This is a genomic window from Natrinema halophilum (assembly GCF_013402815.2).
Classification (GTDB): domain Archaea; phylum Halobacteriota; class Halobacteria; order Halobacteriales; family Natrialbaceae; genus Natrinema; species Natrinema halophilum.
This window is the reverse complement of record NZ_CP058601.1, coordinates 3,117,920-3,141,280: the sequence shown is the minus strand read 5'-3', so window position 1 is coordinate 3,141,280 and position 23,361 is coordinate 3,117,920. Positions and strand designations below refer to the sequence as shown.

Annotated in this window: 21 protein-coding genes and 1 pseudogene; 12 read left to right on the top strand and 10 right to left on the bottom strand. The window is 62.1% G+C overall.

From position 1 onward, the window contains the following. The 6 genes from argC to HYG82_RS35860 form a co-directional block, all read right to left on the bottom strand. Positions 1-1,077, bottom strand: a complete 1,077-nt coding sequence (argC, locus tag HYG82_RS35885) for an N-acetyl-gamma-glutamyl-phosphate reductase (protein WP_179262201.1) — start codon at positions 1,075-1,077, stop codon at positions 1-3. Continuing rightward, positions 1,077-1,952, bottom strand: a complete 876-nt coding sequence (gene lysX, locus HYG82_RS35880) for a lysine biosynthesis protein LysX (protein WP_179262199.1) — start codon at positions 1,950-1,952, stop codon at positions 1,077-1,079. Before lysX ends, argC begins: the two co-directional genes overlap by 1 nt. 91 nt (positions 1,953-2,043) lie before the next feature. Continuing rightward, the gene (gene lysW / locus HYG82_RS35875; protein WP_005554620.1) at positions 2,044-2,208 is read right to left on the bottom strand and encodes a lysine biosynthesis protein LysW; all 165 of its coding nucleotides are present in this window, start codon (positions 2,206-2,208) and stop codon (positions 2,044-2,046) included. 228 nt (positions 2,209-2,436) lie between these two features. Then, positions 2,437-3,942, bottom strand: coding sequence for an argininosuccinate lyase (argH, locus tag HYG82_RS35870; RefSeq protein WP_179262197.1), 1,506 nt, complete (start codon positions 3,940-3,942; stop codon positions 2,437-2,439). A gap of 2 nt (positions 3,943-3,944) precedes the next feature. Then, complete coding sequence (locus HYG82_RS35865; protein ID WP_179262195.1) at positions 3,945-5,225, bottom strand: argininosuccinate synthase; 1,281 nt, start codon at positions 5,223-5,225, stop codon at positions 3,945-3,947. 363 nt (positions 5,226-5,588) lie between these two features. After that, entirely contained in the window at positions 5,589-6,707 is a 1,119-nt protein-coding gene (locus tag HYG82_RS35860; RefSeq protein ID WP_179262193.1) for a helix-turn-helix transcriptional regulator, read from the bottom strand. Positions 6,708-6,793: 86 nt separating this feature from the next. Here HYG82_RS35860 and HYG82_RS35855 point away from each other — a divergent pair, with 86 nt between their 5' ends. Together HYG82_RS35855 and HYG82_RS35850 are read left to right on the top strand one after the other, a co-directional pair. Next, positions 6,794-6,988, top strand: a complete 195-nt coding sequence (locus HYG82_RS35855; protein WP_179262191.1) for a DUF7554 family protein — start codon at positions 6,794-6,796, stop codon at positions 6,986-6,988. 62 nt (positions 6,989-7,050) lie between these two features. After that, positions 7,051-7,551: a 2'-5' RNA ligase family protein gene (locus HYG82_RS35850; RefSeq protein ID WP_179262189.1), complete on the top strand. Its 501-nt coding sequence runs from the start codon at positions 7,051-7,053 to the stop codon at positions 7,549-7,551. Between the two features lie 46 nt (positions 7,552-7,597). Here the strand turns inward: HYG82_RS35850 and HYG82_RS35845 are convergent, their stop codons facing one another. Further along, positions 7,598-9,769 (bottom strand): ATP-dependent DNA helicase, encoded by a 2,172-nt coding sequence (locus HYG82_RS35845; RefSeq protein ID WP_235217718.1) that lies wholly within the window; start codon positions 9,767-9,769, stop codon positions 7,598-7,600. Between the two features lie 142 nt (positions 9,770-9,911). Here HYG82_RS35845 and HYG82_RS35840 point away from each other — a divergent pair, with 142 nt between their 5' ends. Then, positions 9,912-10,346, top strand: a complete 435-nt coding sequence (locus HYG82_RS35840; protein WP_179262187.1) for a hypothetical protein — start codon at positions 9,912-9,914, stop codon at positions 10,344-10,346. Positions 10,347-10,360: 14 nt separating this feature from the next. On the opposite strand, the gene HYG82_RS35835 is transcribed toward HYG82_RS35840, so the two are convergent. Next, positions 10,361-11,305 carry a cation diffusion facilitator family transporter gene (locus HYG82_RS35835; RefSeq protein WP_179262185.1) on the bottom strand — a complete coding sequence of 315 codons (945 nt, stop codon included), beginning with the start codon at positions 11,303-11,305 and terminating at the stop codon, positions 10,361-10,363. Between the two features lie 155 nt (positions 11,306-11,460). Between HYG82_RS35835 and HYG82_RS35830 the strand changes: the two genes are divergently transcribed. Together HYG82_RS35830 and HYG82_RS35825 are read left to right on the top strand one after the other, a co-directional pair. Further along, complete coding sequence (locus HYG82_RS35830) at positions 11,461-12,009, top strand: metallophosphoesterase (RefSeq protein ID WP_179262183.1); 549 nt, start codon at positions 11,461-11,463, stop codon at positions 12,007-12,009. A 393-nt stretch (positions 12,010-12,402) separates the two neighbouring features. Then, the gene (locus tag HYG82_RS35825; RefSeq protein ID WP_179262181.1) at positions 12,403-12,552 is read left to right on the top strand and encodes a DUF7859 family protein; all 150 of its coding nucleotides are present in this window, start codon (positions 12,403-12,405) and stop codon (positions 12,550-12,552) included. Here HYG82_RS35825 and HYG82_RS35820 read toward each other — a convergent pair. Next, positions 12,549-13,622 (bottom strand): annotated as a pseudogene (locus tag HYG82_RS35820) (threonine aldolase family protein). The gene HYG82_RS35825 and the pseudogene HYG82_RS35820 sit on opposite strands and share 4 nt — an antisense overlap. Positions 13,623-13,725: 103 nt before the next feature. Between HYG82_RS35820 and HYG82_RS35815 the strand changes: the two are divergent. The 6 genes from HYG82_RS35815 (at position 13,726) to HYG82_RS35790 (ending at position 20,092) form a co-directional block, all read left to right on the top strand. Then, positions 13,726-14,982, top strand: coding sequence for a M14 family zinc carboxypeptidase (locus HYG82_RS35815; RefSeq protein ID WP_179262179.1), 1,257 nt, complete (start codon positions 13,726-13,728; stop codon positions 14,980-14,982). A gap of 117 nt (positions 14,983-15,099) precedes the next feature. After that, positions 15,100-16,137: a hypothetical protein gene (locus HYG82_RS35810; RefSeq protein ID WP_179262177.1), complete on the top strand. Its 1,038-nt coding sequence runs from the start codon at positions 15,100-15,102 to the stop codon at positions 16,135-16,137. Between the two features lie 136 nt (positions 16,138-16,273). Beyond that, on the top strand, positions 16,274-17,368 hold the full coding sequence (locus tag HYG82_RS35805; protein ID WP_179262175.1) for an aminopeptidase: 1,095 nt from the start codon (positions 16,274-16,276) through the stop codon (positions 17,366-17,368). Between the two features lie 641 nt (positions 17,369-18,009). Further along, complete coding sequence (locus tag HYG82_RS35800) at positions 18,010-18,378, top strand: type IV pilin domain-containing protein (RefSeq protein ID WP_179264560.1); 369 nt, start codon at positions 18,010-18,012, stop codon at positions 18,376-18,378. Positions 18,379-18,389: 11 nt separating this feature from the next. Beyond that, entirely contained in the window at positions 18,390-18,776 is a 387-nt protein-coding gene (locus HYG82_RS35795; RefSeq protein ID WP_179262173.1) for a type IV pilin domain-containing protein, read from the top strand. Between the two features lie 926 nt (positions 18,777-19,702). After that, complete coding sequence (locus HYG82_RS35790; RefSeq protein ID WP_179262171.1) at positions 19,703-20,092, top strand: type IV pilin domain-containing protein; 390 nt, start codon at positions 19,703-19,705, stop codon at positions 20,090-20,092. Between the two features lie 245 nt (positions 20,093-20,337). Here HYG82_RS35790 and HYG82_RS35785 read toward each other — a convergent pair whose 3' ends face one another. Next, positions 20,338-20,676: a hypothetical protein gene (locus HYG82_RS35785; RefSeq protein ID WP_179262169.1), complete on the bottom strand. Its 339-nt coding sequence runs from the start codon at positions 20,674-20,676 to the stop codon at positions 20,338-20,340. Positions 20,677-21,277: 601 nt separating this feature from the next. Here HYG82_RS35785 and HYG82_RS35780 point away from each other — a divergent pair. Further along, positions 21,278-23,347: a PAS domain-containing sensor histidine kinase gene (locus HYG82_RS35780; RefSeq protein WP_179262167.1), complete on the top strand. Its 2,070-nt coding sequence runs from the start codon at positions 21,278-21,280 to the stop codon at positions 23,345-23,347. Positions 23,348-23,361: the final 14 nt, after the last annotated feature.

Below are 23,361 nucleotides of genomic sequence, written 5' to 3'. Positions count from 1 at the left end.
TCAAGGTGCCCCCACGGGGTGCAGTCCCGTGAACTCGAGGCCGGCCGTCTCCTCGAAGCCGAGCGCGACGTTCGCGGCGTGGACCGCTTGCCCCGCCGAGCCCTTCATCATATTGTCGATGGCGGAGAAGACGACGACGCGCTTGTTCGACGGATCGAGTTCGAAGCCGACCTCGGCGATGTTGGTCCCGGCGACCGCCTTGGGCTCGGGGTAGCGGTAGACGCCGGAGCCGCCGGCAGCCATCCGGACGAACGGCTCGTCCTCGTAGCAGCCGCGGTACGCCTGCCAGAGGTCGCCTTTCGAGACTGGCCCCGATGGGAAGACGTGGTTGGTCGCACTGGCACCGCGAACCATATCGACGGCGTGGCAGGTAAACGACATGCTCGTGCCGAGGAACTGCTCGATCTCCGCCTCGTGGCGGTGTCCGGTCGGCGCGTACGGTCGGACGACGCCCGAGCGCTCGGGGTGACTCGAGGCTTCGCCGCCGCCCGCACCGCCTTCGGAGGAGCCGACTTTCACGTCGACGACGACTTGCTCGCCGCCGTCGAGAACGCCGTGTTCGAACAGCGGGTACAGTCCGAGGATCGTCGCAGTGGCGTTACAGCCGCCGCCCGCGATGAGGTCTGCACCCTCGAGGTTCTCGCGGTTGATTTCGGGAAGCGCGTACTCCGCGCGATCGAGGTACTCGGGCGCGTCGTGGCCGTCGTACCAGTCGTCGTATTGCGCTTCGCTTTCGAGGCGGAAGTCGGCCGAGAGATCCACGACGGTATCTGCGATGTCGAAAAAGTCGTCGATTCGGCCCATGGAGACGCCGTGTGGCGTCGCCGCGAACAACACGTCGACGGACTCGAGATCGTCCGGTTCGGTAAAGCGGAGGTCGGTCCCGCGAAGCGGTGGGTGGACGGAGCCGACGCTCTTGCCGGCCTTCGAGCGACTGGTGACCTGCGCGATCTCGACGTTCGGGTGGCCGGCGAGCAATCGCAGCAGTTCGCCGCCCGTAAAGCCGCTCCCGCCGATAACGGTCGCGGTCACCGTCTCGGCACGTTCGTCCGCGCCGGTTTCGGTGTCGACCGCCATCAGACGGTCACCTCGAGTTCCGGGTCGGCCGCCTCGGCTCTTGCTTCGAGCCAGTCGACGACGGTGGCAGCGACGTCGGTGTCGACGGCCCCGTCGAGCGCTTTGAATTCGACGGTATGGTTGACCTCGTGAACGGTGTAGGAATCACCGGTCTCCATGAGATCAACGCCGAGAAGCCCGCCACCGACGGCGTCGCTGGCCTTCCGGACGAGTTCTCTCGCTTCGTCGTCGACGTCGAAGACGTCCGTCTCGGCGCCCTTTGCTGCGTTCGTAATCCAGTGGTCAGACGAGCGGACCATCGCGGCGATAGGCTCGCCGTCGGTCGCAAGCACGCGGATGTCACGGCCCGGCTTCTCGACGAACTCCTGGACGTAGAACACCTTGTGTTCGTAGTGGCCGAGCGTCGCCTTGTGCTCGAGGATGGCTTCTGCAGCGTCGCGGGAGTCGATTTTGGCCATCAGGCGCCCCCACGAACCGACGACGGGTTTGAGGACGCACGGATAGCCGAAGTCCTCGATGGCTTCCATCGCGGTTTCCTTGGTGAAGGCGACCGTCGTCGCGGGCGTCGGCACGCCCGCAGCCTCGAGCGCGAGGCTGTTTTTCACTTTGTCCGCACAGACGTCCGCCGTTTCGTGGCTGTTGACGACAGGGATTCCGTACGCTTCGAGGAACTGCGTGGCGTACAGGCTCCGACTCGTCGCGAGACAGCGGTCGACGACGATGTCGAGATCGTCGAATTCCGCGGGCGCGCCCGAAATGTCGAACGTCTGCTTGCGGACGTCGATCTTCGTCACCTCGTGATCGCGCTCGCGAAGCTCATTTAAGAGGAGCTTCTCGTCCTTGCGAATCCGTGAATAGAGTATGCCTACGTTCACGCGAGCCACCTCCGGGTGGGTATGAAAGGCCCGTTACGAGCCACTCGAGTCGCGTCCGCAGCGCGGGCCGGTATCGTGCCCGACTGCAAGGTCACTCACCCCAGTCCTCTTCGAGCTCGGGGGCCCGCTCGAGGACTGGCGGCTCGGTGTCGACGACTTCCAGTTCGGCGCCACAGGTCGTACAGTCAACGATCTCTCCGACTTCCAGATCGTCGTGCAGGGACACCTCAGCCCCACACTCGACGCATTCGGTCATTGTATTCGCACGTGGGTGCCGCGCTCCCTTAAAGCCTTCGAACTTAACAGCAAAATTATACTATCTGCACTGCCCTCTAACGGGACGTAGATGCTATCTTACCGCAGTTTTACTTTGACATATCATGAAGTAGGTAATTTTTCCCCTCGCGGGGATCGCCGCCGAACCGTGCGGTAGACGACCCCCAGAAGCGCGGACAGCTCCGTTCTCGCTGATCGAGACACGAGGTCACACATAGTCGTTCACCTCCGACCGAAGCGACTCGTGTGCCGACTCGAGTGTCCCGATCAGTTCGTCGAGCGCGGTTTCATCCGCCACGAGTCGCTCGCGGGCCGGCTCGAGTTGTGCCTCAACCGCCTCGGGGGCGGGACCGCCCCGCGAATCGCGACTCGCCACGCTCCGAGCGGGGTCGAGCGCATCCTCGACGGCGGCGGGATCGACGTGTGCCTCGAGCGATTCGCCGAGTACCTCCTGTGCCGCGGACTCGAGTGCATCGTAATCTGCACCGTTCTCCGCCGCGATGGCGACCAGTTCGTGTGCCGTCCTGAAGGGGAGCCCGTTTGCGGCCAGCAGATCGGCGACGCCGGTCGCCGTCGAGAACCCCTCGCCGGCCTCCGCCGCCATAGTCCCCTCGTTCCAGTCCGCTGTCGCCACCGCTCCCGCCGCGACCTCACTCGCCTCGGTAACCGCATCGACGGTTTCCCAGGCGTGAGTCGTCGCCCGCTGGAGATCCCGGTTGTACGCGCGCGGAAGCCCCTTGAGCGTCGTCGCCAATCCCTGGACGCCGCCGGCCGCATCGCCCGCGACGGCACGGACGAGCTCCAGCGTGTCCGGGTTCTTCTTCTGGGGCATGATTGACGACGTCGAAGAGTAGTCGTCCGAAAGATCGACGAACCCGCGGTTCGCGAAGATGATCACGTCTTCGGCCAACCCGGACAGCGTCGTCGCGTGGATCGAAAGCGCTTGTACCGCCTCGAGCAGGAAATCCCGACCCGAGGAGGCGTCCATCGAGTTTTCCACGACCCCGTCGAAACCCAGCAGGTCGGCGACCTGCTCGCGATCGACGTCGAACGTGGTCCCCGCGAAGGCCGCACCTCCCAGCGGCGACTCGTTGATCCGCGCGTAGGTCTCGAGTAGTCGTTCGGTGTCGCGGCCGACGGCCCCCTCGTACGCTAACGCCCAGTGAGCTACCGTCGTCGGCTGTGCAGGCTGGAGGTGGGTGTAGCCGGGCATGATCGTCTCCGAGTGGTCGGTCGCTACGTCCACGAGCGACTCGCGCAGCGCGAGCGTCGTCTCAATGGCTTCGAGGATGTCCTCGCGCAGTCGGTAGCGGATACAGGCCGCGACCTCGTCGTTGCGCGACCGCGCGGTGTGCATCTTCCCGCCGTCCGCACCAATGCGTTGGATGACGGCCGTCTCGATGGCCTCGTGGACGTCCTCGCCGTCGGGCAGGGAATCGTGGCCGTCGACCTCGGTCGCGTCGAGCGCGGTCAGGATCTGACCGGCCACGTCGTCCGCGATGATACCTTGCTCGGCGAGCATAACCGTGTGTGCGCGGTCGACCGCCAGATCGGCCTCGAAAATGCGGTCGTCGGCCTCGAGCGAGGAGAGGAAGCTCCGAGCCGGGCCGCCGCTGAAGCGGTCCCGGCGGACGACGCTTTCGTCGTCAGCGCCACCGTCAGCGCGGACCGAATTCCCCTCGGCGTCACCGTCGCGAGCGCTCTCCTCGGACATGGTTACTCGTCTACGTCGGAGCGTAGCTCCGACGAGGATCCGCTCGCTTCGCTCGCGTTACCGCCGCTCCCGTCGGTCGCGAGTTCGACTTCCTCGTCCGCGGCGTTCGCGGCGATCGCCTCGTTTGCGAGACGGCGCTGGAACCCGTGATACTTCGCGACGCCGGTCGCGTCCTCCTGTTTGATCTTGCCGACCGTTTCGGTGTCGAACGATGCGTGTTCGGCGGAGTAGGCCGCGAACGAACTATCGCGAGCGACCGGGCGGGCCTGTCCGCCTTCGAAGCGGATCGTCACTGTTCCGGTGACGCGTTTCTGGGTCTCGGCGATGAAGCCCTCGAGTGCGCCCACGAGCGGTGCGTCGATCAGCCCCTCGTAGCCCTTCTGGGCCCACTGTTGATCGATCTGCTGTTTGAACTGGCGCTCCTCCTGAGTGAGGACGAGTCCCTCGAGGGCCTCGTGAGCGTTCAAAAGCGTCGTCGCGCCCGGGTGTTCGTAGTTTTCGCGCACCTTCAGCCCGAGCATGCGATCTTCCATCGTATCCGTCCGACCGACGCCGTATCCGCCCGCCAGGTCGTTCAAGTACTCGATCAGTTCGACCGGATCGTACTCCTCGCCATCGACAGCCACGGGATAACCCTGCTCGAAGGCGATCTCGATTTCCTCGGTCTCGCCGGACGGCTCGTCGGTCCACTCGTAGATGTCCCGCGGCGGGACGTAACTGGGGTCTTCGAGGTCGTCGCCCTCGACCGAGCGGCTCCAGATGTTGGTGTCGATCGACCAGTCGCCGCCGCTGCCGCCCTCGACGGGGAGGTCCTTCTCGTCGGCGTACTCCTGTTCCCACTCGCGGGTGAGACCGAGTTCGCGTACGGGTGCGATTACCTCAAGGTCGGAGTCACGCCAGACGGCCTCGAATCGAAGCTGGTCGTTGCCCTTGCCCGTACAGCCGTGGGCGATGCCGGTACAGTCCTGTTCCTCCGCGACCTCGAGGATCGCCTCGGCGATCACTGGACGGGCCAGCGCCGTTCCCAGCGGGTAGCCCTGGTACGTCGCGTTCGCGCGAACGCTCTCGAGACAGAGTTGCGCGAATTCCGCTCGCGCGTCGACGACGTAGTGGTCGAGGCCGAGTGCCTCAGCAGTCTCTTCAGCCTCGTCGAACTCCGAGGCCGGCTGGCCGACGTCGACGGTGACGCCGATTACGTCGTCGTATCCGTATTCTTCCTCGAGCAACGGAACACAGACAGTCGTGTCCAGGCCGCCCGAGAACGCAAGTGCCACGCGGGTCATATCGTACTCGAGTGAAATCCCAGGACGGACTTAAGCCCGTTGGTTTCATTTTCGAAAATAAGCGAGAGAGCATCTGCTATGTGGAAAAATGCTGTTTCCGAGATGTTGGAACGAACCAGGATCGATGGGTGAAGTAGAATGCGGGCTCAAAAGGCCCGTCGTGGTCGTCGTGGCCGCCGAGTGACGGTCCCGCCGGTAGCGAAATCGGCGAGCGTCGTGCCGACGGAGAGGCCCATTAGCCGAAGTATGTGATATCGCGCTACTAAAGCCTTTCTTAGTGAGATCGCGATAATACGCGGGCGACCCGGCGCAGCGACGAAGCCTGATCAGTTCGGTCGCCGCTCGACGTCACCGCGTCGTCAGTCATTCCTCGTCCGGCAATGCCAGCACGTTCTCCCGACCGATCCGGAAGACGTCGATCTCGTCGTCCTCGCGTAAGTCGCCGACCACCTGGCTCGTCTTCGCTTCCGTCCAGTCGAGTTCGGAGACGACCTCCTGTTGTTTGATCCGGCCGCCCCGATTCTCGAGCAGTCGAAGTACCCGTTCCTCGTTGCTCAACAGTTCCGGCGGTGGCCCGTCCGGCGCGTTCGACATGGTGTCGGCCGAGCCATCGGTCCGTCGCGCCGTTTCGGGTTTCGCACCCGCCCCCACGGCCCCATTTCGCTTGCGTCCGACCAGCCAACCGGCGATTCCGACGACCGCGAGCAGGGAGAGAGTTAGCAGAACGATCGCCCACGGCATCGCCGGCCCCTCGTTCGACGGGGTCGATTTCGCGCCCGTGTCACCGTCTTTGATCAGTTCGATCCGCGGTTGATCGTCGGTGAACGTGGTTTCGGAACCCTTCCAGGTGACCGAATCATCCGCCTCTCCGTCCGGGGATGGATCGATCTGACGTTCGCCGTCGTTCTCGTAGATGGTGTACTCTTCGGGCCAGCGGAGCTGCAGGGTCGTTCCGTCGTCGAGCGTAAACCCGGAGAGTGCAGAGCCCGCATCGATCCGATTCAATTCCACGTGCGCGAACGAAGACCACTGGAACGTGACCTTCGCGTGGCCGATCGGCCGCGGTGCGGAATTTTCTTCCGTCGTGATAGAAAGGTTCGACAGGGTCATGTCGCGGTCGGTCCTGTTTTCGCCCTGCGTGAGCGTCTCGCTCCATTTCGTTCGCTCGCCAGTGACGTATTCATCCGGATTCGACCGGATATCACTCCGCAGCGACTCCCACTGCGCCGCAGACCCGTTCTCGTCGTCGAGATGGAACTGATAGTCGACGGTCATCAGCGCCGTGCCGTTCTCGGCGATGAAGACGTCGACGTGGATCTGATCGGCGTCCTCGAGGCCGATACTCTCGTTTCCGTCCTCCTGTAGCGCCGCTCGTTGGGCCCCGTGGTCCGCCGCCACTGCGGCCGGACCGGGAACGAACGCAATCGTACAGGCAACCACCACGAGCACGCAAACAAGGGCCCGCAGCCCCCTCACGTCCATTATGGGGACATGTTGCGGCCGTCTAAATAGGTCTTTCCGACCGCGGTAGCGCTGCGTTTTTCTAATAGTCATGCAAACATGAACGTATGCGCGACAATAGTGGGGAACTCGAGGTCGAATTGCTGCTGAAGCTCGTCCTCGGACTGATCGCTGTATTACTCGTCCTCGAGATTCTCGAGGCCATACTCGGCAGTATCGCAACCCTCGTCGGCCTGTACACGCCGCTCTTGCAGCTCGCGATTGCCGTCCTGATCGTCCTCTGGCTTCTCGACCGAATCTGACGGGACCGTCCGGGCCCAGAAATCAGCAGACTGATAGCCGGGCCGATCCTACTTCGGGCGAAGTGTACAGCGTCAACGTTCCGGTTCCCGGTCGGGTCCGCCGGCTTGCAGACCGGCTCTATCCCGAGCTGGTCGGGTTCGAAACCGTCCGCGAAGACCACTCGTGCCTGCTCAAGCGCCTGGGCGAGGCAGACCACGTCGCACAGCTCCAGCATCGCGCCCACCGCGCGCTCGAGGGCGCCCCGGCCGTCGAAGCCGAAATCACGGGCATCGACTACTTCGCAGACCCGCCGCTTGGCTCCGCACCGGTCGTCTACCTGGCCGTCGAGAGTCCAGGCCTCGAGGAAATCCACGCTACTCTTACGGACGCCTTCGAGCCCGTCGACGGACTCGAGGGACGAGACTACGTCCCCCACGTGACGCTGGCCCGGGGTGGACACGCCGAGACCGCACAACGGCTCGCCGACCGCGAAATCGAGCCCGTTCGGTGGACCGTCAGCGAACTCGAGTTCTGGGACGGAACGTACAAGCTGCCGGTGAGTCGGATCTCGTTGCCAGCCTGATTTCGAAGGCGGGCCGGGCCCGCCGGCGGGCCCGGAAGCGCGTGCATCACGGGGACGGCGGTTCGCCGTCGTACGCGTCGTGATCGCCGTAAAAATTCATCATCGCGAACTTGAGCTTCTCCGGGTCGATGTCTATCAGCTCCTCGCGTTCTTCGTGGGGAAAGGTACCGTTGACGCTGTACTTGCCGAGGTCGGACTTCGCCCGCCTCGAGTAGCGTCGGTCGAGCAGTGCGCGGACGCCGACGTCGTCCGGTGATCGGATGACCCGGCCGAGCGCTTGCCTGGTCTTTCGGACCGTCGGAATCTCGACGGCGTACCGCCAGCCGGTATCGGTACCATCGAACGCCGTGTCGTAGGCGTCCTGTACCGCCTCCGCCCGGTCGTCCAGATGCGGATACGGAACGCCGACGACCAGCACGGTGTGGGCGTCGTCGCCATCGAAGCTCACCCCTTCCGAAAGGGTCCCCCACAGCGACGTACACAGCACCGCGTCGTCGTCCGCGACGAACTCCCGTCTGAGTTCCTCGACGGACGTGCCCGGCTCGTCGAGGTACACCGTTCGGTCGCCGCGAGCCTCGAGCCGATCTGCATACCGTCCGGCCTCACCGTAGTTGGGGAAGAACGCGAGCGTGTTACCAGGCGTCATGCGGACCGCATCGTGGATCGTTCCCGCCACCTCCTCCTGGACCGCAGGATCGTCGCGGTCCGACGCAAAAAGCGCCGGCGTCTCGACGGCGTACGTGCGACGGTTGTCGGCGGGGAACTGCAGTCCGTACGCCATCGTCACCGACTCCTCGAGCCCCAGTACGTCCTCGGTAACGTCGAAGGGCTGCAGCGTCGCGCTCATCAGCACCGTCGCGTAGACTTCGTCGAACAGGTGGCCGGTCACCTGCCGCGGCAAGCAGGTGTACAGCTCCGCGCGGCCGTAGACTTCGTCGGTACCGATATCCCGCGTCACGGCGACGACCGGATAGAGACCCTCTTTCGAACCCTCGTTCATCCACGCGCTGACGAAGGCCGCAGCCTGAAGCGTCTGGCATTCGGTGCGCGTGGCGGTTTCGCCCTCCCGATACGCGTCCTCGTACTGCTCGTCCAGTTCCTGGCCGAGTTTCATCGCGGCCTCGAGGTCGTCATCGATCCCCCGCCCGGAGTAGCGATGCAGGAACTCGAGCGTGAGGTCGTCCTTGCGGTCGTCGTTGGCGATGGAGATGTCCGACCAGTCGTCGCCGATCCGCTCGCGCTCGCCGAAGCCGAAGGAGTCCTCGTAGGTCTCGACGAGTGCGCGGTGAAACGCAGAAAGGACGTTCGCGGCGTCTTCGGAGCGCGGGTCCTCGGTGTCGGCGAGTTCGTCTAACGCCGATTCGACGGTCCGCTCGGAGCACGTCCGGGTCGCGTGTTCGCGGGCGGCGTCTTCGACGTTGTGTGCCTCGTCGAACACGGCGATCACGTCCTCCGGATCGCAGCCCAGCCATCGGAAGAACTGTTCCCGAATCGTCGAATCGAGCAGGTGATGATAGTTACAGACGACCAGATCGACCCCGTCGATTCCCTCCTTCAAGAGTTCGTACCCGCAGAAGCCGTGCTGTTCGGCGTACTCGTAGATCTCGTCGGGCGTTCGGATGTCCTCGTAGAGCCACGCGAAGAAGTCGTCCGTATCCCGGGTGAGATTGTTCCGATAGTAGTCGCAAACGTTCTGCTCTTCTAACTCCTCGAGGCGGTCCTCGATGGACTCGAGTTCGTCCATCACCGCCGAGCGAGCGTCTGCCGCCGATCCGTCGCCGTCCTGGCTTTCGGCGAGCAGTTCGCGCTGACGGCGCTCGAGTTGCTCGCGGTCGCGTTCGGCGTCGACGACCGCCCGGGTGTTGTCCCGCAGCGCCTGACACTCCTCGTAGCCAACGTCGATGTGACACATCGACGATTTACCTTTGAAAACGATCGCACGAATCTGCTCTTCACGCCTGATAGCGCGGGCTTCGGCGACGAACTGGCGCATCTGCTGGTGGACGTTCGTCGTGATGACGACCGTCTTGTCCTGCTCGCGGGCGATCTCGAGGGCGGGCGCGAGCGACGAGAGGGTTTTACCGGTCCCGCAGGCGCCCTCGAAGAGGACATTCTGGCCCCTGTAGAGGGAGTTGTGGATGCGGTCCATCGCCTCGCGCTGATTCTCGTACGGCTGGTCGTACGGGAAAAAGCGCATGTACCCGGCTGTCTCGGACACACTACGTGATAGGTTCGCGCTGCAATAAAAGGGTTCGTCTCGATTCAGTCGCCGCTCGGACACGGATTGACCGCCGGCCGCGATATTCACGGCCGGCGAACGCGCGCTACAGGGACATATATCTCCAGTACCTGATTCCGGTATGGCGATTCCCGGATACGATGCTAGCAACGTCGCCGAATACGCCCTCGAGAGCGCGGGGGCCCGCGTCGCCCTCGTCGCCGGCGTCGTCCCCGACGAGTTCGGCCTCGAGAAGAGCGTCAGCGAACCGCCGGCGGAGAGCCTCGCCGATCCCATCGACCTCGTCGACTCCGAGGACCTGAAAGCGGTCGAAGCGGTCCGCATCGCGCTCGTGTACGATCCGTCGAGGCTGCCGCCGGGGGCGAGCCCCACCGACGTTGCGGTGGCCGTCGAGACCGAAGACGGATGGGACCGACTCCTCTCGACGGTCGATCTCGAGGAGACGACGGTGACCGCGGTGTTGAACGACCGGCCCCCGGGCTCGACGGTCGTCGCCGCCTTCGACGGCAGCGATGAGACAACCGAGGGAACCGACCGCTCGGACGGAACCGAGTAACGCGACCGCAACGGTTACGTCTCCGGTTCGATGTAGACCTTCTGCACCTGATCGTCGTGGTCCATCAGGGCCAGTTCGATCTGGGTGATGCGCCGCTCGAGCGTTTCTGTGTCCAGATCGGGTTCGAACGCGACGTCGGCGGTGACGAGCAGTTCCTCGGCGCCGAAATAGACCGTCCGAAAGTCGACGAGTTCGGTGACGCCGTCCCAGTCGGAGATTATTCGTCTGAGGTCGTCTTCCGCGTCTTTCGACAGGCTCTCGCCGATGATGAGCCGCTTGTTTTCCCACGCGAGCGCGACCGCGAATCCCATGAGCATAATGCCGATAATGAGCGCAGCACCGGCATCGTACATCGAATTTCCGGTGATTCTCGTGAGGTAGATACCGAAAAGCGCGATTCCGGCCCCCGAAAGCGCGATGGTGTCCTCGGTAAGCGCGGTCAGCGTCGTCACGTCGCTGGTTTTCCGGAACGCCTCGCGGAAACTCGACCAGCCGTACTCGTCCATCTGACGGCGCATCCCCTGATAGGCCTTCCAGAGCGCGTACGACTCGAAGGCGATAGCGCCGAGCAACACCGCGTAGTTGACCAAGATGGGATCGAACGTCTGTCCCAGCAACGTGACGTCCTCGCTTGCCCGGTGGACGCCGCCGTGAGTCAGCGCGTCGTAGCCGTGTCGTGCGCTCTCCCAGCCGGCGATGCCAAAGAGCATGACGCTGACGAGCAGGCTGTAGAAGAACTGCGCCTTGCCGTGACCGAACGGGTGTTCTCGGGTCGCTTCCTGTGCGCCGTACTTGATTCCGACCAGTAGAAAGATCTGATTTCCCGTGTCCGAAATCGAGTGGTACGTCTCCGAGAGCATCGCGGGGCTTCCCGTGAGCAGAAACCCGCCGAATTTGAGAATCGCGATCGCGCCGTTCGCGAACAGTGCGGCGAGGACGACGGAGGTACTACTGGCCATCAGCGGCGACTACGAAGGGGCGCGTCAAAAGTATAAGCCGTTCTAGAGCAGGTCGACCGTTCGCCTTGCGCAGTCGGTGTCGTTCTCGATCGAGGACGAACGACGGAGGCGACCGCATCCGAAAGGGTCCTGACACCGGCAGCCGAACGGCGACCATGATCGCGATCTTCTCGGATACGCACAGCAATCGCGGCCACGAACTCGAGGGAGAAGCCCTGGCGGCTGCGCGAAACGCCGACGTCGTCCTTCACGCGGGCGATTTCACGAGCGAGGCGGCCCTCGAGGCCTTTCGGGGGGAGTGCGACCGGCTGTACGCGGTCCACGGAAACGCCGACGACCCGGCGGTGTGCGACCGCTTGCCGACGGCTCGCGTCGTCGAGGCGGCTGGCATTCGGATCGCCGTTACGCACCGGCGAGATGGCGGCGAGACGGGACTTGCGATGTTCGGCCGGTCGCGAGGGGCTAACGTCGTCATCTTCGGCCACAGCCACAGGCCAACGGTTATCGATGCCGACGACGTTACGCTGTTAAATCCCGGCAGCCACGCCGATCCGCGCGGGAACCGGCCGGGATTCGCCGTCCTCGAGCAAGCGGAGAACGATGGACACGAGAGCGCTGAGAGTACCGGCGGCGGCAGTCTCGAAGGGGCAATTCGCGAACCGGATGGGACGCTCATCGAGACGCTCGAGATTCGGCGAAGGTAACGGTTCCGGGCCGGCCGGAAGGGACGCCGGCTCTGATCGGTGAATAGGAGCGATAGATACGCGCGTGGGACCAGTACGCAGCGCCAGCGGGGACTGTGTAGCTGAGCGATATCGGGGGATAGCCGGTTGCCCGAGGTGGTTTCGATCTGTCAGATGGGATGGCGGGCGAACCGGCGTCGTCGGGAAGGGCGGCTGGCCTCGATCTCGAGGGCGAACCCCGGACAGGTCGGTGGCAGGTGGAGGGCCAACGACCGAGGCCTACGCATGGCTACGGCCCGCCACCCATTATAAACACCGCAAGCTAAAATGCCGATTTCAGTTAGTTTATTCGGGACGACAGGCTGTGAATCCAGGTCGAAACGATTAACCACGCTGACAGTGAATGCGTGCCATATGCTCGACCTCATCACCGATCTCCTTCCCGACGATCCCGTCATCATCGCGGTCGTCCTGATCCTGCTTTCGCTCGTGTTCTTCTCGTATCTCCTTTTACGGCGGACGGTCCTCGAGTTCCGCGACGGAATGCGCGGCGGCGAGCGTTAGGCCGTCGTCTCGCGATTGATCGGGTCCTCCGCGAGCCGATCGAGCACCCGAATAACGTCATCGCGAGTGACGTCGCGGTGCGTACAGAACCGTATCGTGGTCGGACCGAAGGCCGTCGTCAGCACGTTCCGGTCACGTAATCGGTCGACCACAGCTCCCGACTCGAGTCCCGTTCCCGAAACGTTCGCGAGAACGATGTTCGTCTCCGGCTGCCGGACGTCGAACCCGTCGACGTCGGCCAGTCCATCGCCAACAGGCGTGCGTTTTCGTGATCCGTTTCGAGATCGGAGACGGTCCCTCTGACCTCGAGTGCGGGGCCCGCGACGATTCCGACCTGACGCACCTCGCTGCCGGACAGCTTGCGAGTGCGACGGGCGCGCTCGATGAACGCCTCGTCGCCTGCGAGTACCGAGCCGACGGGGGGACCCAGTCCCTTCGAAAGTGAGATCATGACCGAATCGACGGGGTCGGTAAACGCTGTGATCGGCACGTCCAGGGCTGTCGCAGCGGTGAACAACCGTGCTCCGTCGAGATACACCGCGACGTCGCGGTCGCGGGCCGCTGCCGCCGCGGCATCGATTTTTTGGGTCGATCGCGAGTCCGTTTTGGGTCGATCGCGAGTCCGTTTTGGGTCGATCGCGAGTCCGCCACGGGCGTGTGCGTGTTCTCGAGGCATAACAATCCGGTTTCGGGACAGTGCACGTATTCCTCGACCGATGCGGTGGCGGTTTTTCCGGGCGAAGGCACTCCGCGGTCCGCGCCGGGAATCCGTACCTGCAGCCCCGAGTGCTGTGCAAGCCCCCGAGTTCGTCTTTCACGACGTGGCCCCGATGATTGGCGAGTGCCTCCTGTCCGTGCTCAGTATGAACGCGAGCGGCGGCCTGGTTCGCCATCGTTCCCGCCGGGAAGTACAAGGACGACTCCGTTCCGAGCCGGGTGGCAACGCGGGCCTCGAGTTCGTTTACGGTCGGGTCCTCCCCGTAGACGTCGTCGCCGACCGTGGCCGTCGATGCGGCCTCGCGCATCGCCTCGCCGGGTATCGCAACCGTATCCGAGCGCAGATCGATCACGGGTCGCCTTACAAGAGGGGAATCCAAATAGTCGATGTTCGGCCATTCAGAGACGGATCGCCGGAATGCACGAATTTAGGTTCACGTCATCCAACAGGAACGTATGGACGGTACTGGGACAGGCCGCGATCCGGCGACTACGGCGGCCGCCGGCGCAGTATACGACCTCGAGACGCCGTCCGGTCGGGCGACGGTGCGCACCACCCATCCCGGCGGGAACGGGCGCGTCCTCGGGGTCGACGGCGACACGATCCGAATCGAGCCCGAACAGCGAGATTCGACCACGCGCTGGTTCTACTGGAACATCGACGTAGAAAGCGACGTCGCCCAGACCCTCCGATTCGAGTTCCCAAACGACGAGGTAGTCGGGCCGCGCGGGCCGGCGGTTCGAACGGCGATGCCCTGTGGAGGGCCGATCCGGAACGGCGCGTGGGATGAGTGGCACTGGCTCGGGACCGCCGATCGCATCGATGTGTACGGGTTCCGATACGCGTTCGACGCAGGTGAGCAGGCACAGTTTTCCCTGTCGTTCCCCTACCAGCGTTCCGATTTCGACGCGTTCGCGTTCGAATACGAGTCCGACCCGCGACTAACCGTCGAGACGCTGACGACGACCGATTGCGGGAGAGCGGTTCCGGTCGTGCGGCTCGGCTCGTCCGACGCCGCCCCCGCCATCGCACTCGCGGCCCGTCACCACGCCTACGAATCGACGGCCTCGTACGTTCTCGAGGGCGTCCTGCGAGAGCTCCTCGAGGGCGCGGAGGCGAGCACGCTGCTCGAGTCGCACCGAATCACCGTCTACCCGTTCGGAGACGTAGACGGCGTCGAGCGCGGCGATCAGGGAAAACACCGCGGGCCCCACGATCACAATCGGGATTACGTCGACGCGAACGCGATCGCCGAGCTCTCACCACTGTACCGGACGACAGCGGCTATCACCCGCGATCTGCGCTCGATCGAGTCTCTCGCGCTCGCGCTGGATTTCCACTGTCCGTTCAAATGGGGCGGGGATATCAACGACCGGCCGTTCTTCGCCACCGAACCCGCGGGGGCGAGCGACGCAGTACAGCGGCTCGCAACGCGTCTCGAGTCCGTGACGCGAGCACGCTCGAGCACGGACGGACCGACGCTCACCTTCGATGCGAGCCCGGGCACCGGGCTGGCGAGTTTCGACGGCCAGTCGGGCCTGCTTCACACGTTCAGCCGGTATTGTTCGCGACGGGGTGCCGAGCCGGCGGCCACGCTCGAAGTGCCCTACGTCGGGACGGAGACGGACCCCGTGACGCCGGCGAGTGCACGCCGGTTCGGGCGGGATCTCGCCGTCGCGCTCGAGCGAGTGATGCGTGTCGACGGTGGGTGAGACGAACGATATCGTCGGAGTTCCTCCCGATGCCGTTGGCGACTCGGTTTCGACAATCGAGTGTGGACGTTCCGTTTGTCCGGAACATTCACCAGTTTGATATGCGTGGTGACACGTATGGATTCTGCTCCGTCACCGGGATCGTATCCGGGCGATAGCGGTCCGACGGTGGCTGATGGATCTGAGGACGGCGGATCGAGGCCGTTCATCCGCCACGTTTCTCGCGTCATCGACCGATTCGACGATCTCCTGGCATTCGCCCTGGTGCCCCTGTTCGCCACGTTACTCGACGTGGAGAAGGTCCGCCGCGCGCTCGCCCCCGCCGGTCGCGGGGCTTCCATCAATCTCGAGTTCGCCTTTCCATCGTCGCTCGTGACGCTGTGGCGGTTCGCCACCCCGCAGCCTCCGCCGGCAGCGACCACGCAACCGTCTCGCGAAGAGCTGTTTGGCTCCCCGTCGTTCGGCGACACACCCGGCGAATCGGCCCCGACTGGCGGATCGCCGCCCGCTAGATATTCGGACACCGGCGGCACCGACGTGACGATCGAAACGCCGGTGGAAACCATCCGCGTCCCGCTCGAAGCGATCGGCGCGGAGATGCTGGGCTGGATCGCACTCGCGCTCGTCGCGTACGCCGTTCTACAGGGGCTACTGATGGCGGGATACGTTGGCGGCATCGACCGACGGCTCCGGGGCGAACCGGTCGCCATCGCATCGTGTCTCGTCACCTACGCACCGCGGTTCATTCTGTACAACCTCGTCGGTTTCGGCGCATTTCTGGTGGTCCTTCCGGTCTTCATTCTCGTTCCGCCGCTCGTTTTGCTCGCAGTTCCGGTGATTTTCCTGATCAGTTACGTCTTCTATCCCGTCCCGTTTCTGTTCGTCGTCGACGATACACCCTTCATCGACGCGTTTCGCCAGTCGGCACGACTCACGACCGCTGGCGGGCCCGTCCTCAGGTTTGGCGTCGGTCACCTCCTTACGGCGGTCGTCTCGTCGGTAATTCTGTCACTGGTGTTGCGCCTCGGCGGACTCGGATTCCTCCTCGCGTTGCTCCTTTCGACCCCGCTCGCGCTCGTTCTGACGGCGGCGACGGTCTCGTTCTTTCAGGAGGCGATCGACGGGGGGATTCGAAACCGCCCGGCATGCCCATAGAGTCACAATAGCGGAACAGCCGAGCCGAACGCGGGCGGGTGGGCCACAGACTGCGGTCGTGACAGTGGTCGGTCGAAGCCCCACCCGAGATTCCTCATCACGAACCGTTTTTCCCTCCCCCGATCAATACCGGGACATGGACCCGCGAATCCGCGAACACGCCGAGATTATCGCGACCCATTCGGTTGATCTGGCGGAAGGCGACAACGTCGTCGTCGACGCACATCCCGTCGCCGAGGACCTCGTCGTCGCACTACACGAAGTGATCGGCGACCGGGGCGCAAATCCGGTCACCACGAGTCAGCGGACCGGCAAGCGCAGCCAACGCGCGTACCTGCGCGCTGCGGAGGGCGACTTCGATACGCCCGAACACGAACTCGCACTCATCCAGAACACCGACGTCTACATCGCTATCCGGGCCAGCGACAACGTCACCCAGACCAGCGACGTCGACCCCGAAATCAGCGCGGCCCACCAACAGGCCCACCGACCGATCTTAGAGGAGCGGCTCTCGAAGCGGTGGTGTCTCACGCAGTTCCCTGCGCCTGCAAACGCCCAGCTTGCCGAAATGAGCACCGAGGGCTACGAGAACTTCGTCTGGGACGCCGTCAACAAAGACTGGGAGGAACAACGCGAACACCAGGAGAACATGGTCGAGATCATGGATCCCGCCGAGGAGATCCGGATCAAAAGCGGCGACACGACCGACGTCACAATGTCCATCGCGGGCAACCCGACGCTGAACGACCACGGCGAGCACAACCTCCCCGGCGGCGAAGTGTTCACCGCACCCCAGCCCGAGAGCGTCGAGGGCGAGGTGCTGTTCGACATGCCGCTGTACCACCAGGGCCGCGAGATCACCGACGTCTCCCTCGAGTTCGAGGGCGGCGAGGTCGTCTCGCACTCGGCAGGGAAAAACGAGGACGTCCTGACCGAGGTGCTCGACACGGACGACGGCGCGCGCCGCCTTGGCGAACTCGGTATCGGGATGAATCGCGACATCGACCGGTTCACCTACAACATGCTCTTCGACGAGAAGATGGGCGATACGGTCCACATGGCAGTCGGTCGGGCCTACGACGATACCGTCGGCGAGGGCAACGAAGCCAACGACTCTGCGGTCCACGTCGATATGATCGTCGACATGAGCGAGGACTCGGTCATCGAAGTCGACGGCGAAGTGGTCCAGCGAGACGGGACGTTCGTGTTCGAGGACGGATTCGAAGCGTAGCAGGCTGAGTCTGCCGAGAGCCGCGGTTCGAGCCGAGTCGCGACGCGAGCGGTGGCAGACGGCGTGGTCCGACGGCCGCGACCCACTCGAGACGAGGTAGCGAGCGGAACGGGGAGTATCACGGTCGATAAAGCGGCCACGGTGCTCGGTTGTGATACGGTCGGAGGGAACCGCTCGTGAGGACGACATGGTGAACCGAGAGGGGGCGAGACAGTTTCTGGGGTGGTTTTCAACGAGCGGTGGGACGCGGCGGTGGGAACCGCTCGACAATATGAACGCGAACACATCATCCGGGGTGTAACTATGAAAATATGAGATGTAGTTAGATCTGGTAGCGTGGCCGAAAGAGTTATTGCTGCCGGAGAGCGGCGAGAATCGCCCGACTGAGTGGCTTCAAGGCCTCACTGTAAGGTTTCCGCCGGTCGCTGATTATCAGTCTTGAAAGTCTTATCAAGTTCAGTGACCTACACTATCCAGTATATATTTATGGGTCGAGTGTAGTCCCAGTATTAGCATCGGTAAGACGGCTCGAGAAAGCGGGGACACGAGGTTGAATCCAATCCCCTTGGTCCGCAAGTGTCCGTTCGGGAAAGTGATAGATAAGCTTTCTCACCGTTCACGCCAGATGTGTCAGAACAATGATGGACTTGAAACAATACAGCAACAAACTGGTTGGGACCGACGACGAACGCGCGGTGTCACCCGTGATCGGTGTGATACTGATGGTCGCCATCACGGTCATTCTGGCGGCCGTGATCGCGGCGTTCGTGATGGACATGGGCAGTAATCAAAGCGCGCCCGCGCAAGCCGGGTTTGATATCAACGAATCCTCAAACCAGGTGACTGTTACCTCAATGGGTGAGAATACGCAAGAGGTAACATGTGAGGGAGGTGGTAGTGGTTCCGCAACGAGTGTAGGAGGGACCTTTACTTGCCCGACAGGGAGTGGGAATAGTATTGTTGGAATCAATGAAGAAGGGGAGAAAACTGTTCTCCAATCGGATGTGTGAATTGATATACAATGGATTTGAAATTTATCAGACCAAAACTGGTTGGAGACGATAATGAACGTGCGGTATCCCCAGTCATCGGGGTTATACTCATGGTTGCCATCACTGTCATTTTGGCTGCTGTGATCGCCGCGTTCGTGATGGATATGGGTAGTAATCAGAGTGCACCCGCACAGGCTGGTCTCGATATCTCTAACAACACGCAAAACACCACCTCCCCAGGAGGCTACAACGTGACCGTCACATCGATGGGAGATAACACGAAGACTGTCAAATGTTCGTCCAAGCCATCTGAAAAAGCGACTAGTGTTGGCGGCAAATTCAAATGTCCAGATGGTTCGAGTATCATCGGTGTGAATGACGAGGACAAGGAAACGGTCCTTCAGTCGGACCTCTAAATAGAACGGCAGGTATCCGGCCTATTTAGCCAATTTTCTGCTAATTTGACTGTCAGTGATGTGTACTGAACAATTAGATGGAGTGTAATCCAGACAGTTCAGATAAGGCAACTCGTTTTCCGGTATATTTCAAAACTCGCACTGTTCGTTGGGTATTATATCAGTCGCTTTGTTGTATTGGCGAGCGGATATACAGTCCAAAAATGGGACGAGCCAACGACTAATAAATTCATTTATCAGCCTTCATCTCCACTCCGAATCGATATCCGAACTATATCTTATTGCTTGTGGCCGTCCATGAGAATTCCTGATATGATTTGCAGGATTTCGACCGACAATTTCAGACCGGTCTCCGGTATCAATTCGGTAATCCCGATGCTAGCGCCTAGCGACAGAACATCGGCAATCGGTAAGGACGTGCGGCTACCGATGCAAGGAAAATAATGAGCGAACCCCTTGTACTCGAGAGAGTAGCATTTTGCGGACGTTTTATTCATAGAGAGTACGTGACTAGCACGACCCCCCTGTCGGTGAGGAGGGAATAGCAGATAACAAGGTGCGGGACTGATCGCATCTTCCAGTAAATGCCGAGAGATCACTTTCTGTCACATCCGCAGGTTTGTGTAGCAGAGTAGAAGTCGCAGTAGCGGCGACCAAAGTCAACAATCGCCCACCAGTATGGCTTCAAGAACCCGCTGTAACACTTCTGTCAGCCGCTGATTATCACCTTTGAATGCCATCACAACGGCGATTACATACACGATCTAGTATGTATTTATGAACTGAACAGAGTCGCTCTTTTAGCATCGGAACGGCTACTCGAGAAAGCAACGGGACGAAGTTGCAATCGACCGAGGTCTGCAATCGCCCGACGTGATCGGGGATGGGTGCGCTTTCTCGCCGTTCACACCCGGTGTGTCAGAACAATGATGGACACGAAGCAGAACGATACGAAGCAGAGTGGAACCGAAGACGAACGCGCAGTGTCGCCCGTGATCAGTGTCGTACTGATGGTCGTAATAACGGTCATTCTGGCGGCCGCAGCCGCGTCACTCGCACTCAACACGGCGGAAGACCAAAGCGCGCCCGCGACGGCAGGCGTCAGCATAGAGAACGAGACCGGAACTCCGGGACTACAGGTCACGCTCACCGCGTTGGGTGACAAAACGAACGCGGTCGAGTGTGTCGGACCATCCACACCGAAAGAAACGGCGAGCAGCATCGGAACGACGTTCAACTGTTCCGCCGGAAATACCATCGTCGCGGTCGACACGGACGGGAAACAGACCACCATCAGGTCGGATATCGACACCTAGGCATATCCTCACGGCCGAGGCCAGCCGGTTCCGTCGACGATCGAACCACATTTACGGACCCGTCTCTCGCCGCCGACGCGGTGGTTTCGGTGGTGGCGTCGGACGACGACGGACCGGCTGTCCGCCGGGACTCGAGTCGACCATCGACGAAAGGGGCCCGGCGGGGAAATCACTCGCGGTCGTTCTCGAGGGGGCCCGGCGGGGAAATCACTCGCAGTCGTTCTCGAGGGCGCCCGGCGAGGAAATTACTCGCAGTCGTTTTCGAGGGCGCCCGGCAGGACGGAACAGCCACAGGGGCGAACGGACCCGGAGAGTGGACCGGTCAGGATCGTCCGGACGACCGGATCGCCGCACCGTGGACACGGCGGGAACGACGATTCGGCGGATTCGGTGCTGGTTCGCCGGGTTCGCTCCGCAGCACCCGCGCTCGACTCGAGCCCATCAATCTCGAGACGGTCATTTCGGTCGTCCGTATCGTCGTTCGAGAACGACGAATCTGTCTCGTCGCGCACGGCTGACTGGGTCGGTTCGTCGCGCTCGAGTGACCCGTCTGGCTCGTCACTCGAGTCGAAATCACCGCTCATGTTCCACCTCGCGTCTCGAACCGGCGATATCCGAACGCCGGCGGTATCGCTGGTCGTGGCGGGCGATTCGACGATCGTGCGGGACGTTTATATCCCGTCAGAAGCAACGTAATCATGGCTTTCGAAGCCGGTGTCGGCTTGGAAGCCACGTCTCGGGTGACTCTACCACCCGGGGCATTTCCGCGTATGCCCCCTGCCTCCGTTGGAGCGGGCTTCCACTTTGGTTGTCTCCCCAGCATAACTTATATCTACTGCTAATACGTGAGAATATATCGAATAGTGGGTGCCAGCGTATCCGGAAGAGCCACGGAGAGAGCTCCGATCCTGGTCCGAATCGACGCCACACCGAACGCGAACGAGAGCGCGTTTGCACTCCGCCAAATGCAAGAATTGGCTGACGCCACACTGTTCCGAACCTGGAACCCGACCCCGAGCTGGAGCGGTATATAAGCGATATTATATATAACGAGTGAGGATGACTCGAGAGCGAGCGCAAAGGCGAGAGCGGTCATCGGAAACTCCCCGCTGACGGATGAATAATCCGTTTCGGCCAAAAGCCTATCAGGGGTGGATAGAGACGGCCCAAGGGAGACCAGCGAAGATGGAAAGTTCAATTTACGAACACATATTCGAGAATACTGCAGCACGCATTGCAGTACACGAGCCCGATGACGCTCGTTTTACGCGGGTCAACCGGGCGTACGCCGACGCACTCGGGTACGCCCCATCGGTACTCGAGGGGCGGTCGCTTGCCGAGTTGGCAAGCCAGGAGGCGACCGCCCTCACGGCGGCAATTGAACGTGCCCTCGACGGCGAAAGCGAACAAATAGAGACCGGCTTGATAGCGGATGACGGTTCGACACTGCGGGTGACGTTCGAACTGGAAACGATCGCGGTCGACGGCCAGAGGCGTCTCCTTTCGACGCTCCGTTCTGTCGCGGACCGAGACGGAAAGGTCAAACCCACGCCTTCGGATCGACGGCTCGAAATCGCTCTCTCCGGGACGAACACCGGCATCTGGGAGTGGGATATGGAGACGGATGAGGTGATCTGGACCCCGAGCATGGAACGGCTGTTCAGGGTCGAACCCGGAACGTTCGAAGGAACCTTCGAGGGGTTTGCCAAACGAGTCCATCCCGACGATCTTTCGGACGTGCAAGGGGCTATCGAGACCGCGATCGAACGCGATGAGATGTTCCAGACTGAATATCGAATCCAGCGCGACGACGGGGTCCAACGGTGGGTGCACGCGCGCGGCGAACTGAAGGACGCAGCGGACGGACCTGGACGGATAGTCGGCATCGTGACCGACATCACCGAGCAAAAGGAGACCCAGCAGGAACTTCGCAAGCAGGAACGTCGGTATCGGCAACTCGTCGAACGGCTTCCGGACGCACACTACACGATGGACAGCGAGTACCGAATCACCTTCTGTAACGAGGCTCTGGCGAATCGACTCGGACTGACGGTCGAGGAGACCCAGGGCGAAGTAATCTGGGACCTCCTTCCGGAAGCGGAGGGGACCGTCGCCGAGCGAACGTTCCAGGAGGTGATGGAGACGGGCACCCCACAGAACTTCGAATACCAGTACGAATCCGGTGAATGGGTCAGCGTTCAGGTGTACCCGTACGAAAACGGTATCGCGGCTGTGTCGACGGACATCACCGATCAGCGAGAAGCGCTGGTAAGCATTCTCGACACCACACCCATCGTCCTCTATCGATTCGACAGTGACGGCATCTTTCAGGAGGCACGTGGCGATATGCTGGAAGAACTGGGACTCGAACCAGACGACCTGATCGGCGAATCGATTTTCGAGTTCTACGGCGACAACGAGCACGTCACAGCGGCGGCCAGACGTGCACTCGAGGGAGAGTCGTTCCGGTACACGCTAACGCTCGGGGATATCACGCTCGAAACCAAATACAAACCAGTCTACGCAGATGGCGAGGTGACGAGCGTGATCGGCGTTTCGACGGACGTCACGGAACTTCACCGGCAACGCGAGCGAATGGAGTTTTTCAATTCGATCCTCCGTCACGACGTCCTCAACGGGATGACCGTCATCAAGATGCGTGCGGAGTTGCTCGCTGATGAACTCGACAGCGACCTCGAACAGTACGCACAGACGATCATCGACTGGTGTGATACGACGACGGAGGTAACCAGACGTGTCCGGAAAGTCATCGAAACCCTCACGACACCTGATGAAGAACACGACCTCGAACCGGTCGACGTATCGTCGATCCTCGAGCGAAAGCTGGGGAAACTGGACAACGCGTACCCTTCGGTCGAATTCGAATCGGCAGTCCCGGCTGACGTCCGTGTCCGGGCGGATTCGTTGCTCACGGACGTTCTGGGTAACGTCCTGTCCAACAGCATCGAACACAACGACGAGACCGATCTTCGGATCACGACCACTGTCGAACCTGACGACGACATCGTCCGAATCCGTATCGCCGACAACGGACGGGGGATCGCAGACGACCGAAAGCAATCCGTCTTTCGACGCGGCGAGACGTCCCACGCGAAGGAAACCGGCTCCGGATTCGGGCTCTTCTTCGTCGACGTGATGATCGAGAAATACGGCGGCGAGGTCTGGATCGAGGACAGCGACACCGGCGGCGCTCGATTCGTAATCGAATTAACTCGAGACTGGGCAGAACAATGACGCGAACGCTAATC